19 protein-coding genes are annotated in these 21,027 nt (G+C 62.9%); 13 read left to right on the plus strand and 6 right to left on the minus strand.

Going from position 1 to position 21,027, the window contains the following annotated elements:
• Positions 1 to 107: 107 nt before the first annotated feature.
• From M2397_RS16645 to M2397_RS16670, 6 genes are all read left to right on the plus strand, one after another.
• Positions 108 to 1,280 carry an ABC transporter substrate-binding protein gene (locus tag M2397_RS16645; protein WP_259244079.1) on the plus strand — a complete coding sequence of 391 codons (1,173 nt, stop codon included), beginning with the start codon at positions 108 to 110 and terminating at the stop codon, positions 1,278 to 1,280.
• A 30-nt stretch (positions 1,281 to 1,310) separates the two neighbouring features.
• Positions 1,311 to 2,270: a YVTN family beta-propeller repeat protein gene (locus M2397_RS16650; protein ID WP_131698169.1), complete on the plus strand. Its 960-nt coding sequence runs from the start codon at positions 1,311 to 1,313 to the stop codon at positions 2,268 to 2,270.
• The gene (locus tag M2397_RS16655; protein ID WP_131698170.1) at positions 2,267 to 3,007 is read left to right on the plus strand and encodes an ABC transporter ATP-binding protein; all 741 of its coding nucleotides are present in this window, start codon (positions 2,267 to 2,269) and stop codon (positions 3,005 to 3,007) included. Before M2397_RS16650 ends, M2397_RS16655 begins: the two co-directional genes overlap by 4 nt.
• The gene (locus M2397_RS16660) at positions 3,004 to 3,795 is read left to right on the plus strand and encodes an ABC transporter permease (RefSeq protein WP_145336173.1); all 792 of its coding nucleotides are present in this window, start codon (positions 3,004 to 3,006) and stop codon (positions 3,793 to 3,795) included. The genes M2397_RS16655 and M2397_RS16660 overlap by 4 nt, the downstream gene beginning before the upstream one ends.
• Positions 3,796 to 3,903: 108 nt before the next feature.
• Entirely contained in the window at positions 3,904 to 4,452 is a 549-nt protein-coding gene (locus M2397_RS16665; RefSeq protein WP_131698171.1) for a PQQ-dependent catabolism-associated CXXCW motif protein, read from the plus strand.
• A gap of 15 nt (positions 4,453 to 4,467) precedes the next feature.
• Complete coding sequence (locus M2397_RS16670; RefSeq protein ID WP_032889994.1) at positions 4,468 to 5,133, plus strand: response regulator transcription factor; 666 nt, start codon at positions 4,468 to 4,470, stop codon at positions 5,131 to 5,133.
• Between the two features lie 342 nt (positions 5,134 to 5,475).
• On the opposite strand, the gene M2397_RS16675 is transcribed toward M2397_RS16670, so the two are convergent.
• From M2397_RS16675 to M2397_RS16690, 4 genes are all read right to left on the minus strand, one after another.
• On the minus strand, positions 5,476 to 7,416 hold the full coding sequence (locus M2397_RS16675) for a NahK/ErcS family hybrid sensor histidine kinase/response regulator (protein WP_405046444.1): 1,941 nt from the start codon (positions 7,414 to 7,416) through the stop codon (positions 5,476 to 5,478).
• Positions 7,358 to 8,503, minus strand: coding sequence for a nitric oxide-sensing protein NosP (gene nosP / locus M2397_RS16680; protein WP_259244080.1), 1,146 nt, complete (start codon positions 8,501 to 8,503; stop codon positions 7,358 to 7,360). Before nosP ends, M2397_RS16675 begins: the two co-directional genes overlap by 59 nt.
• Before the next feature lie 166 nt (positions 8,504 to 8,669).
• Positions 8,670 to 9,476 (minus strand): sulfite exporter TauE/SafE family protein, encoded by an 807-nt coding sequence (locus M2397_RS16685; RefSeq protein WP_131698174.1) that lies wholly within the window; start codon positions 9,474 to 9,476, stop codon positions 8,670 to 8,672.
• Positions 9,477 to 10,721 (minus strand): FAD/NAD(P)-binding oxidoreductase, encoded by a 1,245-nt coding sequence (locus M2397_RS16690; protein WP_145336180.1) that lies wholly within the window; start codon positions 10,719 to 10,721, stop codon positions 9,477 to 9,479.
• A 169-nt stretch (positions 10,722 to 10,890) separates the two neighbouring features.
• Between M2397_RS16690 and M2397_RS16695 the strand changes: the two genes are divergently transcribed.
• Entirely contained in the window at positions 10,891 to 11,754 is an 864-nt protein-coding gene (locus tag M2397_RS16695; protein ID WP_131698176.1) for an MBL fold metallo-hydrolase, read from the plus strand.
• Between the two features lie 57 nt (positions 11,755 to 11,811).
• Here the strand turns inward: M2397_RS16695 and bkdR are convergent, their stop codons facing one another.
• Positions 11,812 to 12,300 (minus strand): Bkd operon transcriptional regulator BkdR, encoded by a 489-nt coding sequence (gene bkdR, locus M2397_RS16700; RefSeq protein WP_003174877.1) that lies wholly within the window; start codon positions 12,298 to 12,300, stop codon positions 11,812 to 11,814.
• Positions 12,301 to 12,495: 195 nt separating this feature from the next.
• Between bkdR and M2397_RS16705 the strand changes: the two genes are divergently transcribed.
• From M2397_RS16705 to M2397_RS16725, 5 genes are all read left to right on the plus strand, one after another.
• On the plus strand, positions 12,496 to 13,731 hold the full coding sequence (locus M2397_RS16705) for a 3-methyl-2-oxobutanoate dehydrogenase (2-methylpropanoyl-transferring) subunit alpha (RefSeq protein ID WP_259244081.1): 1,236 nt from the start codon (positions 12,496 to 12,498) through the stop codon (positions 13,729 to 13,731).
• Position 13,732: 1 nt separating this feature from the next.
• Positions 13,733 to 14,791, plus strand: a complete 1,059-nt coding sequence (locus M2397_RS16710; RefSeq protein WP_032888135.1) for an alpha-ketoacid dehydrogenase subunit beta — start codon at positions 13,733 to 13,735, stop codon at positions 14,789 to 14,791.
• A complete protein-coding gene (locus M2397_RS16715; protein WP_259244082.1) occupies positions 14,792 to 16,048 on the plus strand; it encodes a dihydrolipoamide acetyltransferase family protein in 1,257 nt (418 codons plus the stop codon).
• 4 nt (positions 16,049 to 16,052) lie between these two features.
• Positions 16,053 to 17,432 carry a dihydrolipoyl dehydrogenase gene (lpdA, locus tag M2397_RS16720; RefSeq protein ID WP_131698179.1) on the plus strand — a complete coding sequence of 460 codons (1,380 nt, stop codon included), beginning with the start codon at positions 16,053 to 16,055 and terminating at the stop codon, positions 17,430 to 17,432.
• Between the two features lie 203 nt (positions 17,433 to 17,635).
• A complete protein-coding gene (locus M2397_RS16725) occupies positions 17,636 to 18,655 on the plus strand; it encodes a branched-chain amino acid aminotransferase (RefSeq protein WP_131698180.1) in 1,020 nt (339 codons plus the stop codon).
• Between the two features lie 67 nt (positions 18,656 to 18,722).
• Here M2397_RS16725 and M2397_RS16730 read toward each other — a convergent pair whose 3' ends face one another.
• Complete coding sequence (locus M2397_RS16730; protein WP_259244083.1) at positions 18,723 to 19,616, minus strand: GNAT family acetyltransferase; 894 nt, start codon at positions 19,614 to 19,616, stop codon at positions 18,723 to 18,725.
• Positions 19,617 to 19,882: 266 nt separating this feature from the next.
• Between M2397_RS16730 and M2397_RS16735 the strand changes: the two genes are divergently transcribed.
• Positions 19,883 to 20,929 (plus strand): ornithine cyclodeaminase, encoded by a 1,047-nt coding sequence (locus M2397_RS16735; RefSeq protein ID WP_259244084.1) that lies wholly within the window; start codon positions 19,883 to 19,885, stop codon positions 20,927 to 20,929.
• Positions 20,930 to 21,027 lie beyond the last annotated feature (98 nt).

The following is a 21,027-nucleotide window of genomic DNA, read 5'->3' on the forward strand; positions in this document are numbered from 1 at the left end:
CCCGCTGCGCGTGGCTACTACCTTGGTACTGCCCCAGCGCTACTTTCTGCATATTTGCAGCGACGTTCAGGGTTCCTATGCTGGCGCTACCTGTCATGGAGTGCCTTATGCGCCAGCTCGCCCCCTACGCCGTGATCTGCCTGCTGGCAATCGCCTGGGCCGCCACCGGCCAGGCCGCTGAAGCGCCCTTGCAGGTGCAGATCGGCTACCTGGGTTATCGGCCCGATCCGGGGCCGCTGCTGTCGAATGTGATTCCCGAGCCCGCCGATGCCGGGCAGCGCGGCGCTGAACTGGCGATCATCGACAGCAACAGCACCGGCGCCTTTCTCAACCAGCGCTACAGCCTGACGACCGCCACGGTAGACACCCCAGACGCCCTGCTCGCCGCCGCCCAAGCCCAGCATGCCCAAGGCCTGCGCCTGTTCGTGGTCAACGCGCCCGCTGCCAGCCTGCGCCAACTCAGCGCGGCGTTGCCCGACAGCCTGCTGTTCAATGCCGGCAGCCCGGATGACAGCCTGCGCAGCACCGACTGCCTGGGCAACGTGCTGCATACCCTGCCCAGCCGCGCGATGCTTGCCGATGCGCTGGCGCAGTTCCTGGTAGTGCGCAAATGGCAGAAAGCGCTGTTGATCGTCGGCCCCACCGAGGATGACCAGGCCTACGCTGCCGCCCTGCGTCGCGCCGCCAAACGCTTCGGCGTGCAGCTGGTGGCGGAGAAGGCCTGGCGCTTCGACAACGACCAACGCCGCAGCGCCCAGGCGGATATGCCGCTGTTCACCCAGACCGCCGAATACGACGTGGTGCTGGTGGCCGACGAGCGCGGCGACTTCGGCGAGTACGTGCCCTACCAGACCTGGTACCCGCGCCCCGTGGCCGGCACCCAGGGTCTGACGCCCACCGGCTGGCACAAAACCGTCGAGACCTACGGCGCCGCCCAATTGCAGAAACGCTTCGAGGCCCTGGCCGAGCGCTGGATGAACGACCGCGACTTCGCCGCCTGGATGGCCGTGCGCAGCATCGCCAGTGCCGTGAGCAAGTTGCGTCAGGTCGAGCCCATGGCGATCCGTCAACTGGAAATCAGCGAGCAACTGCCCCTGGATGGTTTCAAGGGCCGCAAGCTCAGCTACCGCCCCTGGAACGGCCAATTGCGCCAACCGATTCCCATCGTGCAGCCCCGCGCGTTGGTCAGCACCTCGCCCCAGGACGGTTTCCTGCACCCCACCAACGAAATGGACAGCCTGGGCTATGACAAACCCGAGGTGACCTGCCGCTTCCCTTGATCACCTACCCACAATAATAAGGAATCCGCCATGCGCCGCACCCTGCTCTCATGCGCCCTGCTGCTTGCCGCCGGGCACGCCATGGCCAGTACCGCCTGGGTCTCCAACGAGAAAGACAACAGCCTGAGCCTGATCGACATGCAGACCCTGCAGGTCACCGACACCCTCAAGGTCGGCCAGCGCCCACGAGGCTTGCTGCTGTCCCATGACAATAAGCTGCTGTACATCTGCGCCAGCGACTCGGACCGCGTGCAGGTGATGGACGTGGCCACGCGCAAGATCATCAAGGAACTGCCCTCCGGCAAAGACCCCGAGCAGTTCGCCCTGCACCCCAATAACCGCTGGCTGTACGTGTCCAACGAAGACGACGCGCTGGTCACCGTGATCGACACCGAGACCGCCAAGGTGCTCGGCCAGATCAACGTCGGCGTCGAACCCGAAGGCATGGCCGTGAGCCCGGATGGCAAGTGGGCGGTAAACACCAGCGAAACCACCAACATGCTGCACTGGATCGACACCAGCACCCAGACCCTGGCCGACAGCACCCTGGTGGACCAGCGCCCGCGCTTCGTCGAGTTCAACCACGATGGCTCGCAGCTGTGGGCCTCGGCGGAAATCGGCGGCACCGTGACCATCCTCGACGTGGCCAGCCGCGCGATCCTCAAGACCCTGACCTTCAAGATCAAGGGCGTGCACCCGGACAAAGTCCAGCCGGTCGGCATCAAGCTCAGCGCCGACGGCAAGTACGGCTTTGTCGCCCTCGGTCCGGCCAACCATGTGGCCGTGATCGACGCCAAGACCTTCGAGGTCCTCGACTACCTGTTGGTGGGCCGCCGCGTGTGGCAGATGGCATTTACCCCGGACGAGAAACAGTTGCTGGCCACCAACGGCGTGAGCGGTGATGTGTCGGTGATCGATGTGGACAGCCTCAAGGTGATCAAGTCGGTGAAGGTCGGGCGTTATCCATGGGGCGTGGTGGTCACGCCATGAACGCCCTGGAGGTGCGCGACGTGAGCTTCGCCTACGGCGCACGGCAGGCCTTGTGCGAGGTGGGTTTCAGCCTCGCACCGGGGCGCTTTGCGGCGCTGCTGGGGCCCAATGGCGCCGGCAAATCCACCTTGATCGCCCTGCTCACGCGGCTGTATGACCTGCAAAGCGGCGACATTCGCGTGGGCGGTCATTCCCTGCGTGAGGCGCCGCGTGCAGCCCTCACCCAGCTGGGTGTGGTGTTCCAGCAAAGCACCCTGGACCTGGATTTGAGCGTGGAACAGAACCTGCGCTACCACGCCGCGCTGCACGGTTTATCACGGCGCCAGACCGACCTGCGCGTAGCCGCCGAACTGGCACGCCAGGCCCTCACCGAACGGCGCCGCGAAAAAGTCCGCGAGCTCAACGGCGGGCATCGGCGCCGGGTGGAAATCGCCCGGGCGTTGCTGCATGAACCGCGCTTGCTGCTGTTGGATGAAGCCAGTGTCGGCCTCGACCCGGCCAGCCGCCTGGCGCTTAACCAGCACGTGCGCAGCCTGTGCCTCGAACAGGGCATCAGCGTGCTGTGGACCACCCACCTGCTCGACGAAGTACAGGCCGACGATGCGTTGATGATCCTGCATCAGGGCCGTCTGGTGGCCAGTGGGCAAGTCGATGCCTTGATCGCGCAACAAGGCGGCGACCTCGGCAGCGTGTTCGCGCGCTTGACGCGCCCCACCACGACGGGAGCTGCGGCATGAACGCTTACTGGCAATGCCTGCGCGGCATCGTCCTGCGCGAGTGGCTGCGCTTTGTGTTGCAGCGCACGCGGTTTCTCAGTGCGCTGGTGCGGCCATTGCTGTGGCTGCTGGTGTTCGCCGCCGGGTTCCGCGCCGCGTTGGGCATCTCGGTGATCGAACCCTACGACACCTACATCCCCTACGAGGTGTACATCATCCCGGGGCTGGCCTGCATGATCCTGCTGTTCAACGGCATGCAAGGCTCGCTGTCGATGGTCTACGACCGCGAGATGGGCAGCATGCGCGTGCTGCTGACCAGCCCGTTGCCGCGCACGTTTTTGCTGTGCAGCAAGCTGTTGGCCACCGCGCTGATTTCGCTGTTGCAGGTGTATGGGTTCCTGGCGATCGCCTGGGTGTACGGCGTGCAACCGCCGCCCATGGGACTGTTGATCGCCCTGCCGGCGTTGCTGCTGGTGGCCTTGATGTTGAGCGCCCTGGGCCTGTTGCTGTCGAACGCGATTCGCCAGTTGGAGAACTTTGCCGGGGTGATGAACTTCGTGATCTTCCCGCTGTTTTTCCTGTCGTCGGCGCTGTACCCGTTGTGGAAGATGCGCGACTCCAGCGAATGGCTGTACTGGCTGTGCGCGGTCAACCCGTTTACCCACGCCGTGGAGCTGGTGCGCTTTGCCCTGTACGAACGCTTCGCCGGCCTGGCCTTGGCAGTGTGCCTGGGCTTGACCGTGCTGTTCGCGGTGTTGGCGGTGCTGACGTTCAATCCCCAGCATGCGGCGTTGCGCAAAAAGGGCTGAAGGCGGCAAAAACTACTACTTTAGTACCGGTTTTCCTGTCTATCGTCGCATTCCCAAGGGCTCGGGACTCACGTGTAATGCGCGCATAACGATAAGGATCGCCCTGCCATGCTGTACGCCCGACTGCCTCTGTTGGCACTGCTGTGCCTGTTCGTCGCTAACGTTCAGGCCGACACTCCACTGTTTTCCGCCGACGGCTACCGCATCAGCCTGTACCGCAGCCCCACGCCCGACCACCTGCCAGGCGCCACGATTGTCGACACTGCGGCCCTGCAAACCCTGCTCAGCCAAACACCCGCGCCCGTGCTGATCGACGTGTACCGCCGCCAGTGGCTGCAAGGGCGCTTCATCGAAGACCAGCCCCACGCCAACCTGCCCGGCAGCCACTGGCTGGCCAATACCGGCGACGGCGACCTGACGCCGGAGTGGCAGAGCTATTTCGTGCGCCACTTGTATACCTACAGCGGCGGCGACCTCAAGCGACCGCTGGTCTTCTACTGCCGCGCCGATTGCTGGCTGAGTTGGAACGCGGTAAAACGTGCCGCCAATCTAGGCTATACCTCTGTGTACTGGTATCGCGACGGCCTGGATGCCTGGGAAGCGGCGAAGCTGCCGGTGACGGTCGCCCAACCCGAGCCATTTCAAACATCACAATAAGAAAGGTGAACGGCCATGTACAAAATCCTGATTGCCGACGATCACCCACTGTTTCGCGAAGCGATCCATAACGTCATCAGCGACGGCTTTCCCGGCAGCGAAGTGATGGAAACCGCCGACCTCGACAGCGCCCTGGCGCTGACCCAGGAACACGACGACCTCGACCTGATCCTGCTCGACCTGAACATGCCCGGCATGCACGGCCTCAATGGCCTGATCAACCTGCGCAACGAGGCGCCGACCATTCCGGTGGTGATCGTCTCGGCCGAGCAGGACAAGCAGATCGTGCTACAAGCCATCACCTATGGCGCCGTGGGTTTTATCACCAAATCCTCGCCGCGCCTGCAAATGACCGAGGCGATCCAGCAGATTCTCAACGGCAACGTGTACCTGCCGCCGGACATCATCCGCACCCAGAAGCCCGGCACCCACCGGCGTCTCAACGAAAACCCCGGCTTCGCCCCCGAACTGCTGCAAGCCCTGACACGCAAGCAATTGCTGGTGCTGGAACGCATGACCAAGGGCGAGTCGAACAAACAGATCGCGTACACGCTGGAGATTGCCGAGACCACGGTAAAGGCCCACGTGTCAGCGATATTGCGCAAGTTGAACGTGCATAACCGGGTGCAGGCGATCCTCAGTGCCGGGGATATCGATTTCGGCTCGTACCTGCGCCGCTGACCCGTCTGACACAACACAAATCAAATGTGGGAGGGGGCTTGCTCCCGATGGCGGTGCATCAGTCAGTTATGATGTCGACTGACCCACCGCTATCGGGGGCAAGCCCCCTCCCACATTGGTTCTCCGTTTATCAGGGCCGGCCGAGTAAGTGGCTCATGGCAGTCTTGAGCTTGATCAGACGTACCTGCGCCGCCAATCTTCCAGGCACAACACTGGTCAAATGTGGGAGGGGGCTTGCTCCCGATGGCGGTGCATCAGTCAGTTATGATGTCGACTGACCCACCGCTATCGGGGGCAAGCCCCCTCCGACATTTTGATCTCCACTTGTGGGTATTTCGCCGTTCATTTGCCGAGCAGGTGGCTCATGGCGGTCTTGAGTTTCATTGGGCGTACCGGCTTGTGCATCAAGGTGTGCCCCAACTCACGGATCTGCAGCTTCAACTCGTTGCTGTAGTTGGCGGTGATCATCAGCGCCGGTATCGCGCGGCCGCGGCGTCCATTGATGCGGGCGACGGCGTCGACGCCGTTCTGGTCGTCGTCGAGGTGGTAGTCGGCGATCAGCAAGTCGGCTTCGGCATGGTAGTTGTCCACCTGCCGTGCCAGGTCTTGCTCCGACAACGCCGTGATCACCTGGCAGCCCCAGCCTTCCAGCAAGGTGCGCATGCCCGCGCAGATCGCCGCGTCGTTATCCAGCACCCACACCCGTGCGCCTTGCAGGCGTTCGAGCATCGGTTCGCTCATGGCCAGCATTGGCAGCGACTTGGGCGCCGTGGCGCTCAACGGCACCTCCACCGAGAACATCGAGCCCTTGCCCGGCCAGGATTTGACGCTGATGCGATGACCCAGGATCCCGGCGATCTTTTCCACAATCGCCAGCCCCAGGCCCAACCCACGGTCCTGGTCGGGCCGCTGCACATCGCCGCGCTTGAACTCCTGGAAAATCTCCTCCAACCGCTCCTCGGCGATGCCCATGCCGCTGTCCCATACCTGGATCAACAAACGCTGATGCTGGCGGCGACAGCCCAGCACCACACGGCCCTTGTAGGTGTAGCGAATCGCGTTGCTCAACAGGTTGCGCAGAATCCGCGCCAGCAACTGAATATCGCTGCGCACCAGCGCCGAACAGACGACAAAATGCAATTCGAGGCCCTCGCTGCGGGCCAATTCGGTGTACTCGGCGGCCAGGTTGTCGAGCAGTTCACTCAGGGCAAACGGCGCGATGTCGGCCTTGATCACCCCGGCATCCAGCTTGGAGATATCCACCAGGGTGCCCAGCAGGTTTTCCACGTCTTCCAGGGAGTTGCTCACGTTGCGCACCAACGTTTCGCTGGGCCGCTCCAGCAGCGCGCTGGTAAACAGGCGCGCCGCATTCAAAGGTTGCAGCAGGTCATGGCTGACGGCGGCGAGGAATTTGGTTTTTGACAGGTTGGCCTGCTCGGCCTCGAGCTTGGCTTCACGCAGGCGCGCCTCCACGCGGCGGCGCTCGTCGATCTCCTGCAATAACTGGTCGTTGAGCGCGGTCAGTTCCGAGGTGCGCTGGGCCACGCGTTGCTCCAGGTGCTGATAGGCCTGGTGCAGGGCTTCGGCGGTGCGGCGGCGTTCGGTGATGTCGCGGATCAGCACGAAGATCCCCACCACTTCGCCGCTGGCCAGCATATTCGGCACATAGGAACGCAGCATGTAGCGCTCCTGGTTATTGATGTTGGTCTCGGCGAATTCAAAGGTCACGCTCTCCCCCGCCAGGGCGCGGGCGACGTAGGCATCCAGGCGCTGGCAGTGCTGCTCGCTGTGGACTTCGCGCAGGCTCTGGCCGAGCATCATGCCGCGCGGCCAGCAATACCATTCTTCATAGACTTTGTTGGTGAACTCGTAGACCAGGTCGGCATTCAGGTAGCCGATCAGGGCCGGGACGTTATCGGTGATCAGGCGAATCCAGCGTTCGCTTTCCTGGGCCTTTTGCGCGGCCGCCTGTTCGCCGCGCAGGGTTTCGGCGCGCAGCCGCGCGTTGATCAGCAAATGGTTGCTGGCCTTGAGTTCGGCCATCGCCTGGTTCAGCGCGTCGGTGCGTTCGCGCACTTGTTCGGCCAGCACCACCGAATGCTGAAAGGTAGTGTAAGGGTTATTGCCCTGGACCATGCCGGACTCGATGCGCTCGATCAGCGCCGCGTTGATCCGCGCCAGCTTGTGGTTGTCCTGTTGCAGCTGGGCAACCTGGGCGAGCAGTTCAGCGCCGACCTCGGGCAATGGCGACTCCAGTGAAGGTCTGGTTGATATGCATGCCATTGAACTGTTCTCCGTAGGTGTTGAAGCCCATCACCCGCTGGTCACGCAGGAAACCGCCGATCTGTTCCAGATTGTCGCTGTCTTCCAACTCCAGGCGGCGCAGGAAGCAGTCGCAGCCGATGGTCAACAGCAGGTCGCCCAGGCGCGCTTGCAGGCCGTCGAACAGGGTTTGCAGGTTTGGCAGGATCGGCCCGGGTTTCATCACGGTGAGGACGATGCCGTTTTCCACCGCGCAGTAGAAACTCAGGCTCAGGTCGTCGTGCACTTGCTGGATCGCCCGCACGTAGTACTGGTCGTGGATGCGCACTGCCAACGGGTGCGCCGCGAAGACGCGGTGATCGAGATCGGCCACGGCCACGCCGATATGCCGCGCGTACTCTTCGGCGGCGGGTTCGGCGTTGAGCTCGAAGACCCGGCGCGACGGGCTGTCGGCGCCGGTCACCACCAGCTTTTCGTTGCGCGGCAGGATGTGGTGGGTGGTGAACACCTCGAAATCCAGCCAGGTATTGACCAGCACCACCACCGCCGCGCCGCTGTGGAAGGCGCCGTTGAAGTACACGTGGGTGTGGGTGAGGAAGTTGTCGTCACCGGCCGAACCGCCGAAATGCGGAATGTCGCCGAGCGCCGCGCTGAGGGCGGCGAGCACCACCTCTTCACGGCTGGACAGGCCATCGAGCAGGGTCAGAGCGAAGGTGTTGCCCTTGATCGGCGCCAGGGTATTGCTGCGGCAACCGCCGACCAGACGTTCAACCATCTGCTGGGCGTCGATCAGGCTGAAGTGTTCCACCTGGTCGATCAGCTCCGTGGCGATGGAAAAGTGCGCGTGGTTAAAGCCCATTGCCGTCACGCAATTGCGGCCGTAGCCCTGGGGCGTGATCTCGCCGGCGCTGGTGCAGCCCACTACGCGCACGTTGCCGAAACATTCTTGCAGGGCGTGGCCCAGGGCCTGCAGGTCGTAGGAGGCCGAGCAGAAAAACAGCACGAAGCCCAGGTACGGATGCAACAGTTGCCGCGCCAACTCCTCGGCGGCCTGCCCGGCATCGGTGGCCTGGGACATGGCACTGACTACGCCTTCACTGTTATGCATCGTTACCTCCCCCTCTGAGGCATGAGTGTACGAAGGGCGGAGGGTGGGACCTATGCTACTTGGGTACTGGGTGGGGGGATGCGATGGGATGAATCGCTCAAAAACAAGGGAGATTCAAATGTGGGAGGGGGCAAGCCCCCTCCCACATTTGGATTGCATTTCAGGTTCAAAGCACGGCGTTGACCAGCATGCCAATCGCCACCAGCACACACAGGCTGGCAAACCCCACCTGCAAGGTGCGTGCGGCAATCACCGAGCACAGGCGTCGGCCGATCAGCATGCCGACGATACTCGCCGCGATGAACACCCAGCCCACGGGTTCGATGCGCACCCCGGCATGGAACGCGCCGGCCACGCCGATCAGCGAAATCAGGCTGATCACCATCAGCGACGTGGCGACGATGCCACGCATCTGCACGTCGGTGAGTTGCTTGAACGCCGGCACGATCAAAAAGCCGCCGCCCACCCCGAGCAAACCCGAGACCGCCCCCGTCACCGCGCCCAGTGCAGCCAGGGTGGCGCTGCATTTGGCGGTCCAGGCCAGGCGCCCGGTCTGTTGATTGAGCATGCAGTTCTTCTGGCCCCAGGACGCCGCGCCATGGTCACTCGGCCCGGCCTCGAGCTTTTCGCGCTGCAACATGCGCCAGGCCACCAGCACCATCAATGCACTGAACAGCCCCATCAGCACCGGCTCCGGCAACTGGTGGGCGAGAAACACCCCCAGCGGCGAAAACAGCGCGCCGAGCAAAGCGATCAACAGCGCGGCGCGGTAACGCACCAGGCCGTGGCGTAACCCGTCAATCGCCCCGACGGCCGCTGCCGCGCCCACCGCCAGCAACGACACCGGCGCGGCCTGGGTCATCGTCAAGCCCAACCCCAGCACCAACGCCGGCACCCCGAGGATGCCGCCGCCCGCGCCGGTCAGGCCCATGACCAGGCCCATCAACATCCCCAACACACTGGCCAGCAGCATTTAATCCACCTTGCTCAGACGGGTCAGCCACTCGCGGCCCTTGAGCATGCCGTTCCAGTAGAACCACGGCAGCCAGGTCGCCTTGAGAAACCACATCGAACGGCGCGCCCGGGTCGGGTCGAGGGGAAAGGTCGGCAGCAACTTGCCGCCGTAGCCGAACTCGGCCAATACCACCTTGCCCTTCTCCACCGTCAGCGGGCACGAGCCATAGCCGTCGTACTTGAGCGGCAGCGGCGCCTGTCTGCGCAGGGCCAGCAGGTTTTCGGCGACCACCACGATTTGCTTGCGCACGGCGGCGGCGGTCTTGGCGTTGCTGGTGCCGCACACATCGCCCAGGCCGAATATCTGCGGATAGCGCAGGTGCTGCAGGCTGTGGGGGTTCACCTCGCACCAGCCGGCAGCGTCGGCCAGCGGGCTTTGGCGGATAAACTCCGGGGCAACTTGCGGCGGCACCACGTGCAGCAGGTCGAAGGATTTTTCCTCGAGCGTGACGTTGCCCTCGGCATCCTTCACCTCGAACCAGGCCTTGCGCGCCGGGCCGTCGACCTTGACCAGGTTGGCGTTGAACGCCAGGCGCGCGTTGTATTTCTCCACGTATTTCATCAACGGCGGCACAAAGGTCGCCACGCCGAACAGCGCCGCGCCGGCCAGGTTGAACTCGACGTCGATGTGTTTAAGGTCGCCCTGCCTGAGCCAGTGATCGCAGGACAGGTACATGGCCTTTTGCGGCGCACCCGCGCATTTGATCGGCATGGCCGGCTGGGTAAAGATCGCCTTGCCGCCCTTGAGTTGCTGCACCAGTTGCCAGGTGTAGGCGGCGCTTTCGTAGCTGTAATTGGAGGTGACGCCGTGCTGGCCCAGGGTCTCTTCCAGGCCTTCGACCTTCTCCCACGCCAGGCGCAGGCCCGGGCAGACGATCAGGTTGTTCCAGCTGACGCGCTGGCCGCTGTCGAGCACCAGGGTGCGCTCGTCCGGCGACAGTTCGGTGACGGCGGCCTGCACCCAGGTGACGCCATTGGGCAGCACATCGGCCAGGGGGCGTCGGGTCTTTTTCAGGTCGTAGGCACCGCCGCCGACCAGGGTCCAGGCCGGCTGGTAGCAGTGATGGTCGCTGGGTTCGATGAGGGTGATGTTCAGGTCGGGGTCGCGCTTGAGCAGGCTGGCCAGCAGGCCGATGCCTGCCGAACCGCCGCCGATGACGACGATATCGCCACTGATGGTTGGCCCCCAGTGTTGGTCGGTCATGGTCTATTGCCTTTTATCGTCAATGCACACAAGGGTCGCTGCCGTATGGCATCACGCCCAGCGATGGGTCGATGCTTTGCCTCGAATCGTTTTTTTGCCTTAAGCTCGCAAGCCTATGTGGAAAACATCTCGAATGTAACCCGCAATTCGCTACCAAGGACCGCCGCCAATGCCAGCGTTGATTCAAGCCTTTCTGGACGAGGCATCGTCGACCTACACCTATGTCCTGCATGAGGGCGATGATGGCCCCTGCGCCATTGTCGACTCGGTGCTCAACTACGATCCGGCATCAGGGCGCACCGACACCCGTCAGGCGGACAAAGTGATTGCCTATGTGCGCGAACATCGTCTGCAAGTGCAATGGCTGCTGGAGACCCACGCCCATGCCGACCACCTGTCGGCAGCGCCGTACCTGCGCCGCACCCTGGGCGGCAAGATCGCCATCGGCCAAAGCATCAGCAAGGTGCAGGACGTATTCAAGAATCTTTTCAACCTGGAGCCGGAATTTCGCGTCGATGGCTCGCAGTTCGACCACCTGTTCGCGCCGGATGAAATCTTCCACATCGGCACCATCAAGGCCCAGGCCCTGCACGTGCCGGGGCATACCCCGGCGGACATGGCCTACTTGATCGACGACCGCTTGATCCTGGTCGGCGACACCCTGTTCATGCCCGATGTCGGCACCGCTCGCTGCGACTTCCCCGGCGGCGATGCGCGGCAGTTGTATGCGTCGATGCGCAAGCTCTTGGCCTTTGCCCCCGATACCCAACTGTACGTGTGCCACGACTACCCGCCCGAAGGCCGCGAGGCCAAATGCCTGACTACGGTGGCCGAACAGCGGGCGGGAAATATCCATGTGCATGACGGGGTGGATGAAGCGACGTTCGTGGCGATGCGCACCCAACGCGATGCCGGGCTGGGGATGCCCACGCTGTTGTTGCCGGCGATCCAGGTGAATGTGCGAGCGGGGAATATGCCGCCGGCGGAAGAGAATGGGGTTACTTACTTGAAGATACCCCTCAACCAACTCTGAGATGCGGGAACAATGTGGGAGGGGACCTGCCCCCTCCCACATTGGTAATCTGTTGCATCAGCTACCGAGGCTGATGCCATTGGCAGGCAACGGCAACGCTGTTTTGTAGCGCACTTGCTTGAGGGCAAAGCTGGAACGAATATTCGCCACCCCCGGCACCTTGGTCAAAAAGTCCATCATGAACCGCTCCAGCGACTGGATCGTCGGCACCAACACCCGAATCAAATAGTCCGGATCGCCAGCCATCAAATAGCACTCCATCACCTCGGGCCGGTCGGAAATCGCGCCTTCGAACTGCTGCAACGCCAACTCGTTCTGTTTTTCCAGGCTCACATGGATAAACACGTTGACGTGCAGCCCCAGCAAATCGGCGTCGAGCAGGGTGACCTGCTCGCGAATCAGGCCCAGTTCTTCCATCGCCTTGACCCGGTTGAAACAGGGTGTAGGCGACAGGTTGACCGAGCGGGCCAGGTCGGCGTTGGTGATCCGCGCATTCTCCTGAAGGGCGTTGAGAATGCCGATATCGGTACGGTCCAGTTTGCGCATGAGACAAAATCACCTGTTTATTATGTTTATGCAGGTTTTTTATCCGCAATTGATCGCGGGCGCAACGAAACAGAGATAAATATTCTTCTACGCCACGCCTATGATTGTTGTAGGACAAGATTTCTCTTACCCGGAGACTGACTGTCAGCTAGCGCGCCCACTACAAGAAATTCACAAGATCGAGCGTAGAAAGCCATGAATCAGCCGTATGCCCCACTGCGCCTGCACGTTCCCGAACCGTCGGGTCGCCCAGGCTGCAAGACCGACTTTGCCTACCTGCGCCTGACCGACGCAGGCACCGTGCGCAAACCCGCCATCGACGTAGAACCCGCCGACACCGCCGACCTGGCCAAGGGCCTGATCCGCGTGCTCGACGACCAGGGCCAGGCCCTGGGCCCGTGGGCTGAAGGGGTTCCGGTAGAGATCCTGCGCAAAGGCATGCGCGCCATGCTCAAGACGCGGATCTTCGACAACCGCATGGTGGTCGCCCAGCGTCAGAAAAAAATGTCGTTCTACATGCAAAGCCTTGGCGAAGAAGCCATCGGCAGCGCCCAGGCCCTGGCCTTGAACATCGACGACATGTGCTTCCCCACCTACCGCCAGCAAAGCATCCTGATGGCTCGCGACGTGCCGCTGGTGGACCTGATCTGTCAGTTGCTGTCCAACGAACGCGACCCGCTCAAGGGCCGCCAGCTGCCGATCATGTATTCGGTCAAGGACGCAGGCTTCTTCACCATTTCCGGTAACCTCGCCACCCAATTCGTACAGGGTGTGGGCTGGGGCATGGCCTCGGCGATCAAGGGCGATACCAAGATCGCCTCGGCCTGGATCGGCGACGGCGCCACCGCCGAATCCGACTTCCACACCGCCCTCACCTTTGCCCACGTGTACCGCGCGCCGGTGATTCTCAACGTGGTCAACAACCAGTGGGCGATTTCCACCTTCCAGGCCATCGCCGGTGGCGAAGCCACCACCTTCGCCGGACGCGGCGTCGGCTGCGGCATCGCCTCCCTGCGCGTGGACGGCAACGACTTTATCGCGGTGTACGCCGCCTCCGCCTGGGCCGCCGAACGTGCGCGCCGCAACCTCGGCCCAACCCTGATCGAATGGGTCACCTACCGCGCCGGTCCACACTCCACCTCGGACGATCCGTCCAAATACCGTCCCGCCGACGACTGGAGCCACTTCCCGTTGGGCGACCCGATTGCCCGCCTCAAGCAGCACCTGATCAGGATTGACCAGTGGTCCGAAGAGGAACACACGGCGGTCAGTGCCGAACTGGAAGCCGAGGTGATCGCCGCGCAGAAACAAGCCGAACAGTACGGCACCCTGGCCGGTGGTCAGATTCCAAGCGCCGCGACCATGTTCGAAGACGTCTATAAAGAGATGCCGGAGCACTTGAAGCGCCAGCGTCAAGAGTTGGGGATCTGACATGAACGATCACAACAACAGCATCGAATTGGAAACCGCCATGACCACCACCACCATGACCATGATCCAGGCCCTGCGCTCGGCCATGGATGTGATGCTTGAACGTGATGACAACGTGGTGGTGTTCGGCCAGGACGTCGGTTACTTCGGCGGTGTGTTCCGTTGCACCGAAGGCTTGCAGACCAAGTACGGCAGCTCGCGGGTGTTCGACGCACCGATCTCCGAGAGCGGCATTATCGGCGTGGCCGTGGGCATGGGTGCCTATGGCCTGCGCCCGGTCGCCGAGATCCAGTTCGCCGACTACGTCTACCCCGCCACCGACCAGATCATCTCCGAAGCGGCGCGCCTGCGTTATCGCTCGGCCGGCCAGTTCACTGCACCGCTGACCATGCGCATGCCCTGCGGCGGCGGCATCTACGGCGGCCAGACCCACAGCCAGAGCATCGAAGCGGTGTTCACCCAGGTCTGCGGCTTGCGCACGGTGATGCCGTCCAATCCCTATGACGCCAAGGGCCTGCTGATCGCCTCGATCGAAAACGATGACCCGGTGATCTTCCTCGAGCCCAAACGCCTGTACAACGGCCCGTTCGACGGCCACCACGACCGCCCGGTAACGCCGTGGTCGAAACACCCGCAGGCGCAAGTGCCGGACGGTTACTACACCGTGCCGCTGGACGTGGCCGCCATCGTGCGTCCGGGCTCGGCCGTCACTGTGCTGACCTACGGCACCACCGTGTATGTGTCGCAGGTCGCCGCCGAAGAAACCGGCATCGACGCCGAAGTCATCGACCTGCGCAGCCTGTGGCCGCTGGACCTGGAAACCATCGTCAAATCCGTGAAGAAGACCGGCCGTTGCGTGGTGGTGCACGAAGCCACCCGCACCTGCGGCTTTGGTGCCGAATTGGTGGCGCTGGTGCAGGAGCATTGCTTCCACCACCTGGAAGCGCCGATCGAACGCGTCACCGGTTGGGACACCCCCTACCCGCACGCGCAGGAGTGGGCGTATTTCCCAGGCCCGTCCCGAGTGGGCGCGGCGTTGAAACGGGTCATGGAGGTCTGAATGGGCACGCACGTTATCAAGATGCCGGACATTGGCGAAGGCATCGCGGAAGTTGAACTGTCGCAGTGGCATGTGAAGGTCGGCGACCTGGTCGTTGAAGACCAGGTGTTGGCGGATGTGATGACCGACAAGGCGATGGTGGACATTCCCTCGCCGGTCCATGGCAAGGTGATTTCCCTCGGCGGCGAGCCGGGTGAAGTCATGGCAGTGGGCAGTATTCTGATCAGCATTGAAGTGGAAGGTGCGGGCAACGCCAAGGAGGCGCCCGTGGTGGCGGAGCCGGGGAAAGCGGCTCCCGTTGTCGAGGCCAAGCCGGCACCGGTGGTTGAAAGCCAGCCCGCGCCCGTCGTAACCGCACAGGCCCCTGTGGCCCGCGATGTCGACGAACGCCCCCTGGCCTCCCCCGCCGTGCGCAAGCACGCGCTGGATGCCGGGATTCAACTGCGTCTGGTACAGGGCTCCGGCCCCGCCGGGCGGATCCTGCACGAAGACCTTGACGCCTACCTGCAACAAGGGCGGTCAAAAACTTCGACGGCAGCCAACCCTTACGCCGAACGCAACGACGAAGAACAGATCCCGGTGATCGGCATGCGCCGCAAGATCGCCCAGCGCATGCAGGACGCCACCCGGCGTGCCGCGCATTTCAGCTATGTGGAAGAGATCGACGTCACCGCCCTCGACGAGCTGCGCGTGCACCTCAATGAGAAGCACGGCGCCACGCGCGGCAAGCTGACGTTGCTGCCGTTTATCGTGCGCGCCATGGTCGTGGCGTTGCGGGATTTCCCGCAGATCAACGCACGTTACGACGACGAAGCCCAGGTCATCACCCGCCTCGGCGCGGTGCATGTGGGCGTCGCCACTCAGAGCGACGTGGGCCTGATGGTGCCGGTGGTGCGTCACGCCGAAGCGCGCAGCCTGTGGGGCAACGCCGAGGAAATCGCGCGCTTGGCCAGCGCCGCGCGCAATGGCAAGGCCAGTCGCGATGAACTGTCGGGATCGACCATTACCCTGACCAGCCTGGGCGCCCTGGGCGGTATCGTCAGCACCCCGGTGCTGAACCTGCCGGAGGTGGCCATCGTTGGCGTCAACCGTATCGTTGAGCGGCCGATGGTGATCAAGGGCCAGATCGTGATTCGCAAAATGATGAACCTCTCCAGCTCCTTCGATCACCGCGTGGTCGATGGCATGGACGCGGCGCAATTCATCCAGGCCATTCGCGGCCTGCTCGAACAACCCGCCAGCCTGTTCCTGGAGTAAGGGCATGACTCAGACATTGCATACCACGCTGCTGATTATCGGCGGCGGCCCTGGCGGTTATGTGGCCGCCATTCGTGCCGGCCAACTGGGCATCCCGACGATCCTGGTGGAAGGCCAGGCGTTGGGCGGCACCTGCCTGAACATCGGCTGCATTCCGTCCAAGGCCTTGATTCACGTAGCCGAGCAGTTCCAGCAAACCGTGCACCACAGCCAAGGTTCCCAACTGGGAATCGAGGTGGATGTGCCGACCCTGGACATCCGCAAAAGCGTGGAATGGAAAGACGGCATCGTCGACCGCCTGACCACGGGCGTCGCTGCACTGCTTAAAAAGCACAAAGTGCAGGTGATCCACGGCTGGGCCACGGTGGTGGACGGCAAGACCGTCGACGTCGGCGACCAGCGCATCCAGTGCGAACACCTGCTGCTGGCCACCGGTTCGACAAGCGTCAACCTGCCGATGCTGCCGATTGGCGGGCCGATCATCTCCTCCACCGAAGCCCTGGCGCCGACCCGCGTGCCCAAGCGCCTGATTGTGGTGGGCGGCGGCTACATCGGCCTGGAGTTGGGGATTGCCTACCGCAAGCTCGGCGCCGAGGTCAGTGTGGTCGAGGCGCAGGACCGCATCCTGCCGGCCTACGACGCCGAGCTGACGCAACCGGTGAACGAATCGCTCAAGCAGTTGGGCGTGAAGCTGTACCTCAAGCACAGCGTCACCGGTTTCGAGCACAACAGCCTGCAGGTGCGCGACCCGAATGGCGACACGTTGTCGCTGGCGACGGACCAGGTGCTGGTGGCCGTTGGTCGTAAACCCAATACCCAGGGCTGGAACCTCGAAGCGCTGAACCTGGAGATGAACGGCGCGGCGATCAAGATCGACAGCCGCTGCCAGACCAGCATGCGCAATGTGTATGCCATCGGCGACCTGAGCGGCGAGCCGATGCTGGCGCACCGGGCCATGGCCCAGGGCGAAATGGTTGCCGAACTGATCAGCGGTCAACACCGCGAATTCAACCCGGCCGCGATCCCGGCGGTATGCTTTACCGACCCGGAACTGGTGGTGGTCGGCAAGACGCCCGATGATGCCAAGGCCGCCGGCCTGGACTGCATCGTGTCGAGTTTCCCGTTTGCCGCCAACGGCCGCGCGATGACCCTGGAGTCGAAAACCGGCTTCGTACGGGTGGTGGCACGCCGCGACAATCATCTGATTGTCGGCTGGCAAGCGGTGGGCGCCGGCGTGTCCGAGCTGTCAACCGCCTTCGGCCTGAGCCTGGAAATGGGCGCACGCCTGGAAGACGTGGCCGGCACCATCCACGCCCATCCGACGCTCGGCGAAGCGGTGCAGGAAGCTGCGCTCAGGGCGCTGGGGCATGCGCTGCACCTGTAAATAAACACCCCCCTGCAGGAGCGAGCTTGCTCGCGAAGAACCTGAGGGCGCCGCGTTCATTCTGGTTTCACGCGTTATCGTTGACGATTTTCGCGAGCAAGCTCGCTCCTGCAAGGGACGCGGGGGATGCGAACGGGCCTGCGAATGAAGTATTGTTGCGCCCATTCAGAAAAAAACCGACTTGACCAAAGATAGAGGGTGTCATGGGTAACGAAAGCATCAATTGGGACAAGCTGGGTTTTGACTACATCAAGACCGACAAGCGGTTTCTCCAAGTCTGGAAAAACGGCGAATGGCAAGCCGGCACCCTGACCGACGACAACGTGCTGCACATCAGCGAGGGCTCTACTGCCCTGCACTACGGCCAGCAGTGCTTCGAAGGCCTCAAGGCCTACCGCTGCAAGGACGGTTCGATCAACCTGTTCCGTCCGGACCAGAACGCCGCGCGCATGCAGCGCAGCTGCGCCCGCCTGCTGATGCCGCACGTCCCGACCGACGCGTTCATCGACGCATGCAAACAAGTGGTCAAGGCCAACGAGCGGTTCATCCCGCCGTACGGCAGCGGCGGCGCGCTGTACCTGCGCCCGTTCGTGATCGGCACCGGTGACAACATCGGCGTGCGTACCGCGCCGGAGTTCATCTTCTCGGTGTTCTGCATCCCGGTTGGCGCCTACTTCAAGGGCGGCCTGGTGCCACACAACTTCCAGATCTCCACCTTCGACCGCGCCGCGCCACAGGGCACCGGTGCCGCCAAGGTCGGTGGCAACTACGCCGCCAGCCTGATGCCGGGCTCGGAAGCGAAGAAATCCGGTTTCGCCGATGCGATCTACCTGGACCCGATGACCCACTCGAAAATCGAAGAAGTCGGCTCGGCCAACTTCTTCGGGATCACCCACGACAACAAGTTCATCACACCGAAGTCGCCTTCGGTGCTGCCAGGCATCACCCGCCTGTCGCTGATCGAACTGGCCCAGACCCGCCTGGGCCTGGAAGTGGTCGAAGGCGAAGTGTTCATCGACAAGCTGGATCAGTTCAAGGAAGCCGGCGCCTGCGGCACTGCCGCGGTGATCTCGCCGATCGGCGGTATCCAGTACAACGGCCAACTGCATGTGTTCCACAGCGAGACCGAAGTCGGCCCGATCACCCAGAAGCTCTACAAAGAGCTGACCGGCGTGCAGACCGGCGACGTCGAAGCGCCAGCGGGTTGGATCGTAAAAGTCTAAACCCGCAACACCGCACATCAAATGTGGGAGAGGGCTTGCCCCCTCCCACATTTGTTTTGCAGTGTTCTTAGGATTGAGTCGGAATATTCTCGGCAACCTTCTTGCCCATGCTGATCCTCGCCTCCACCCCATACCCCAGCGCCTCGTAGAACCCCGCCACCGCCTCATTGCCACTGGTGATCTGCAGGTTGATCTTCATGCAGCCCAGGGCCGTCAATGCCTGTTCCGCATGCCGCACCAGCGAGGAACCCAGGCCATGACGCCGATAGTCGGCGTGCACGGCCACCGAATACAGCCAGCCGCGATGGCCGTCGTAGCCGGCAAGAATCGTCCCGATCACGGTTTTCTTGTCCGTCGCTACAAAAAACAGCCCGTCATTGACCCCCAGTTTCTTATCGATCGCCAAGGTCGGCAGGTTATGCGCCGTGTCATAACCAAACGCCTCCTGCCATAACGCCACCACTTGCGCCCGGTGCTGACGGTCGCGGTACGGCCCGATGGGATGGCGCGACAACAGCGCCTTTTCCATCACCAGCGTGCGCTCATTGCCGTGGTAGACATCGCGTACCGTGTGAAACCCCAGTTTGGTGTAGAACGGCTCGGCGGTCAGCGAAGACGGCACACTCAGCGTCGTCACCCCCGCTTCCCGCGCGCGCAGTTCGATTTCAATCATCAGCAACCGGCCAACGCCCTGCCCTTGCGCCGCCGGATTGACGAATACCGAGCGCACCACATTGGTATCCAGGGCCGCCGTGGCGACGATCACCCGGTCCTGGACCGCCACCAGCACCACCCGCCGCTTGAGCAGCTCAAGCACCGCGTCCGGCGTGAAGTTGCTGGCCACCCGGGCAATCACATCCACCGGATAATCCCGCGCATTGCTGCTGTGCAAGGCCGCCAGGATGACCTGGCTGATCCCTTCGGCATCGGCGGATTGGGCGAGACGTACGACGGTAGACATGATTCCTCCTGGCTGAGACAGCTATGGCAAATACCACAATACCCTCTCCCGCCTTTTGATCCCATTACAGACCTCACAGCCGATTCGGCTGCATCACCCACCTTTTCAGCTTTACCCGCTGGGCGCGCCCCTTGTTTCAGCCGGGATTCATCGGCCCGAACGCAGACAATAGCCCGGCTGCCCACGCTTGCTGCGCCGAGCTACGCACAGCAGAAAACGCTCGCCGCGTTCACCGCAGCCCCTCTCGAACAACAAGGAGCCTCTCCATGACCCGCTACATCGACGTCAACGACCTCAGCTATCTGGTCGCGCAAAAAGGCCTGCAAACCTGCATCATCGAAATGGCCGAGTACATTCGCGCCGACTACCTGCGCTGGCAGGATTTCGAGAAGTGCGCACGCCTGGCCAATCACTCCCCGGAGGGTGTGATCGAACTGATGCCGGTGTCCGACGCCTCGCTGTATGCCTTCAAGTACGTCAATGGCCACCCGAAAAACACGCTGACGGGCATGCTCACGGTCATGGCATTCGGCGCCCTGGGCGATGTGGACACCGGCAAACCGTTGCTGCTGGCCGAAATGACCCTGACCACCGCCATCCGCACTGCCGCCACCTCGGCACTGGTGGCGCGCTACCTGGCCCGTGACAACAGCCGCAGCATGGCGTTGATCGGCAACGGCTCCCAGAGTGAGTTCCAGGCCCTGGCCTTCCACGCGATGCTCGGCATCGACGAGATTCGCCTGTTCGATATCGACACCAAGGCCACCGCCAAGCTCGCAGCCAACCTCAAAGCGTTCCCGGCGATCAAGGTGATCCTCGCCGCCAGCGTGGCAGACGCTGTGAAAGGCGCGGATATCGTCACCACCGTTACCGCCGACAAAGCCTACGCCACCATTCTGACCGACGAGATGATTGAGCCGGGCATGCACCTCAACGCCGTGGGCGGCGACTGCCCGGGCAAGACCGAACTGGACCGACGCATCGTCGAGCGCGCCCGTGTGATTGTCGAGTACGAACCCCAGAGCCGCATCGAAGGTGAGATCCAGCACATGCCGCACGACTCACCAGTGACCGAACTGTGGCAGGTGATCAACGGCCAGCTCCCTGGCCGCGAACATGCGCAACAGATCACGCTGTTCGACTCAGTCGGGTTTGCCATCGAGGACTATTCGGCCCTTCGTTATGTGTTGGATGCAGCCAAGGCACTGGACCTGGGCAGCGACTTGGAACTGGTGCCCGCGTTGGACGACCCCAAGGACCTATTTGCCCGCCTGACCCTGCAGCCTGCCGCGCAACAGAAGAAACGCGCCTGACACCTGCAGGCCCAGTGGCAAAGTCATGCAGACGTTGGCCAGGGAAGGCCGTACCATACTTGTCACGCAACCGATGAACGCTTGCTCACCCTTCTTCC

This window comes from Pseudomonas sp. BIGb0381 (assembly GCF_024809815.1).
In the GTDB taxonomy this organism is placed as follows: domain Bacteria; phylum Pseudomonadota; class Gammaproteobacteria; order Pseudomonadales; family Pseudomonadaceae; genus Aquipseudomonas.

Bases quoted from the DNA above. Each gene is read 5' to 3' on its own strand.
- M2397_RS16715 (WP_259244082.1), top strand. From the start codon at position 14,792: ATGGGCACGCACGTTATCAAGATGCCGGACATTGGCGAAGGCATCGCG.
- M2397_RS16650 (WP_131698169.1), top strand. From the start codon at position 1,311: ATGCGCCGCACCCTGCTCTCATGCGCCCTGCTGCTTGCCGCCGGGCAC.
- M2397_RS16660 (WP_145336173.1), top strand. From the start codon at position 3,004: ATGAACGCTTACTGGCAATGCCTGCGCGGCATCGTCCTGCGCGAGTGG.
- M2397_RS16670 (WP_032889994.1), top strand. From the start codon at position 4,468: ATGTACAAAATCCTGATTGCCGACGATCACCCACTGTTTCGCGAAGCG.
- M2397_RS16735 (WP_259244084.1), top strand. From the start codon at position 19,883: ATGACCCGCTACATCGACGTCAACGACCTCAGCTATCTGGTCGCGCAA.
- M2397_RS16665 (WP_131698171.1), top strand. From the start codon at position 3,904: ATGCTGTACGCCCGACTGCCTCTGTTGGCACTGCTGTGCCTGTTCGTC.
- M2397_RS16690 (WP_145336180.1), bottom strand. From the start codon at position 10,721: ATGACCGACCAACACTGGGGGCCAACCATCAGTGGCGATATCGTCGTC.
- M2397_RS16725 (WP_131698180.1), top strand. From the start codon at position 17,636: ATGGGTAACGAAAGCATCAATTGGGACAAGCTGGGTTTTGACTACATC.
- lpdA (WP_131698179.1), top strand. From the start codon at position 16,053: ATGACTCAGACATTGCATACCACGCTGCTGATTATCGGCGGCGGCCCT.
- M2397_RS16685 (WP_131698174.1), bottom strand. From the start codon at position 9,476: ATGCTGCTGGCCAGTGTGTTGGGGATGTTGATGGGCCTGGTCATGGGC.
- nosP (WP_259244080.1), bottom strand. From the start codon at position 8,503: ATGCATAACAGTGAAGGCGTAGTCAGTGCCATGTCCCAGGCCACCGAT.
- M2397_RS16655 (WP_131698170.1), top strand. From the start codon at position 2,267: ATGAACGCCCTGGAGGTGCGCGACGTGAGCTTCGCCTACGGCGCACGG.
- M2397_RS16675 (WP_405046444.1), bottom strand. From the start codon at position 7,416: ATGGCATGCATATCAACCAGACCTTCACTGGAGTCGCCATTGCCCGAG.
- M2397_RS16730 (WP_259244083.1), bottom strand. From the start codon at position 19,616: ATGTCTACCGTCGTACGTCTCGCCCAATCCGCCGATGCCGAAGGGATC.
- M2397_RS16705 (WP_259244081.1), top strand. From the start codon at position 12,496: ATGAATCAGCCGTATGCCCCACTGCGCCTGCACGTTCCCGAACCGTCG.
- bkdR (WP_003174877.1), bottom strand. From the start codon at position 12,300: ATGCGCAAACTGGACCGTACCGATATCGGCATTCTCAACGCCCTTCAG.
- M2397_RS16710 (WP_032888135.1), top strand. From the start codon at position 13,733: ATGAACGATCACAACAACAGCATCGAATTGGAAACCGCCATGACCACC.
- M2397_RS16695 (WP_131698176.1), top strand. From the start codon at position 10,891: ATGCCAGCGTTGATTCAAGCCTTTCTGGACGAGGCATCGTCGACCTAC.
- M2397_RS16645 (WP_259244079.1), top strand. From the start codon at position 108: ATGCGCCAGCTCGCCCCCTACGCCGTGATCTGCCTGCTGGCAATCGCC.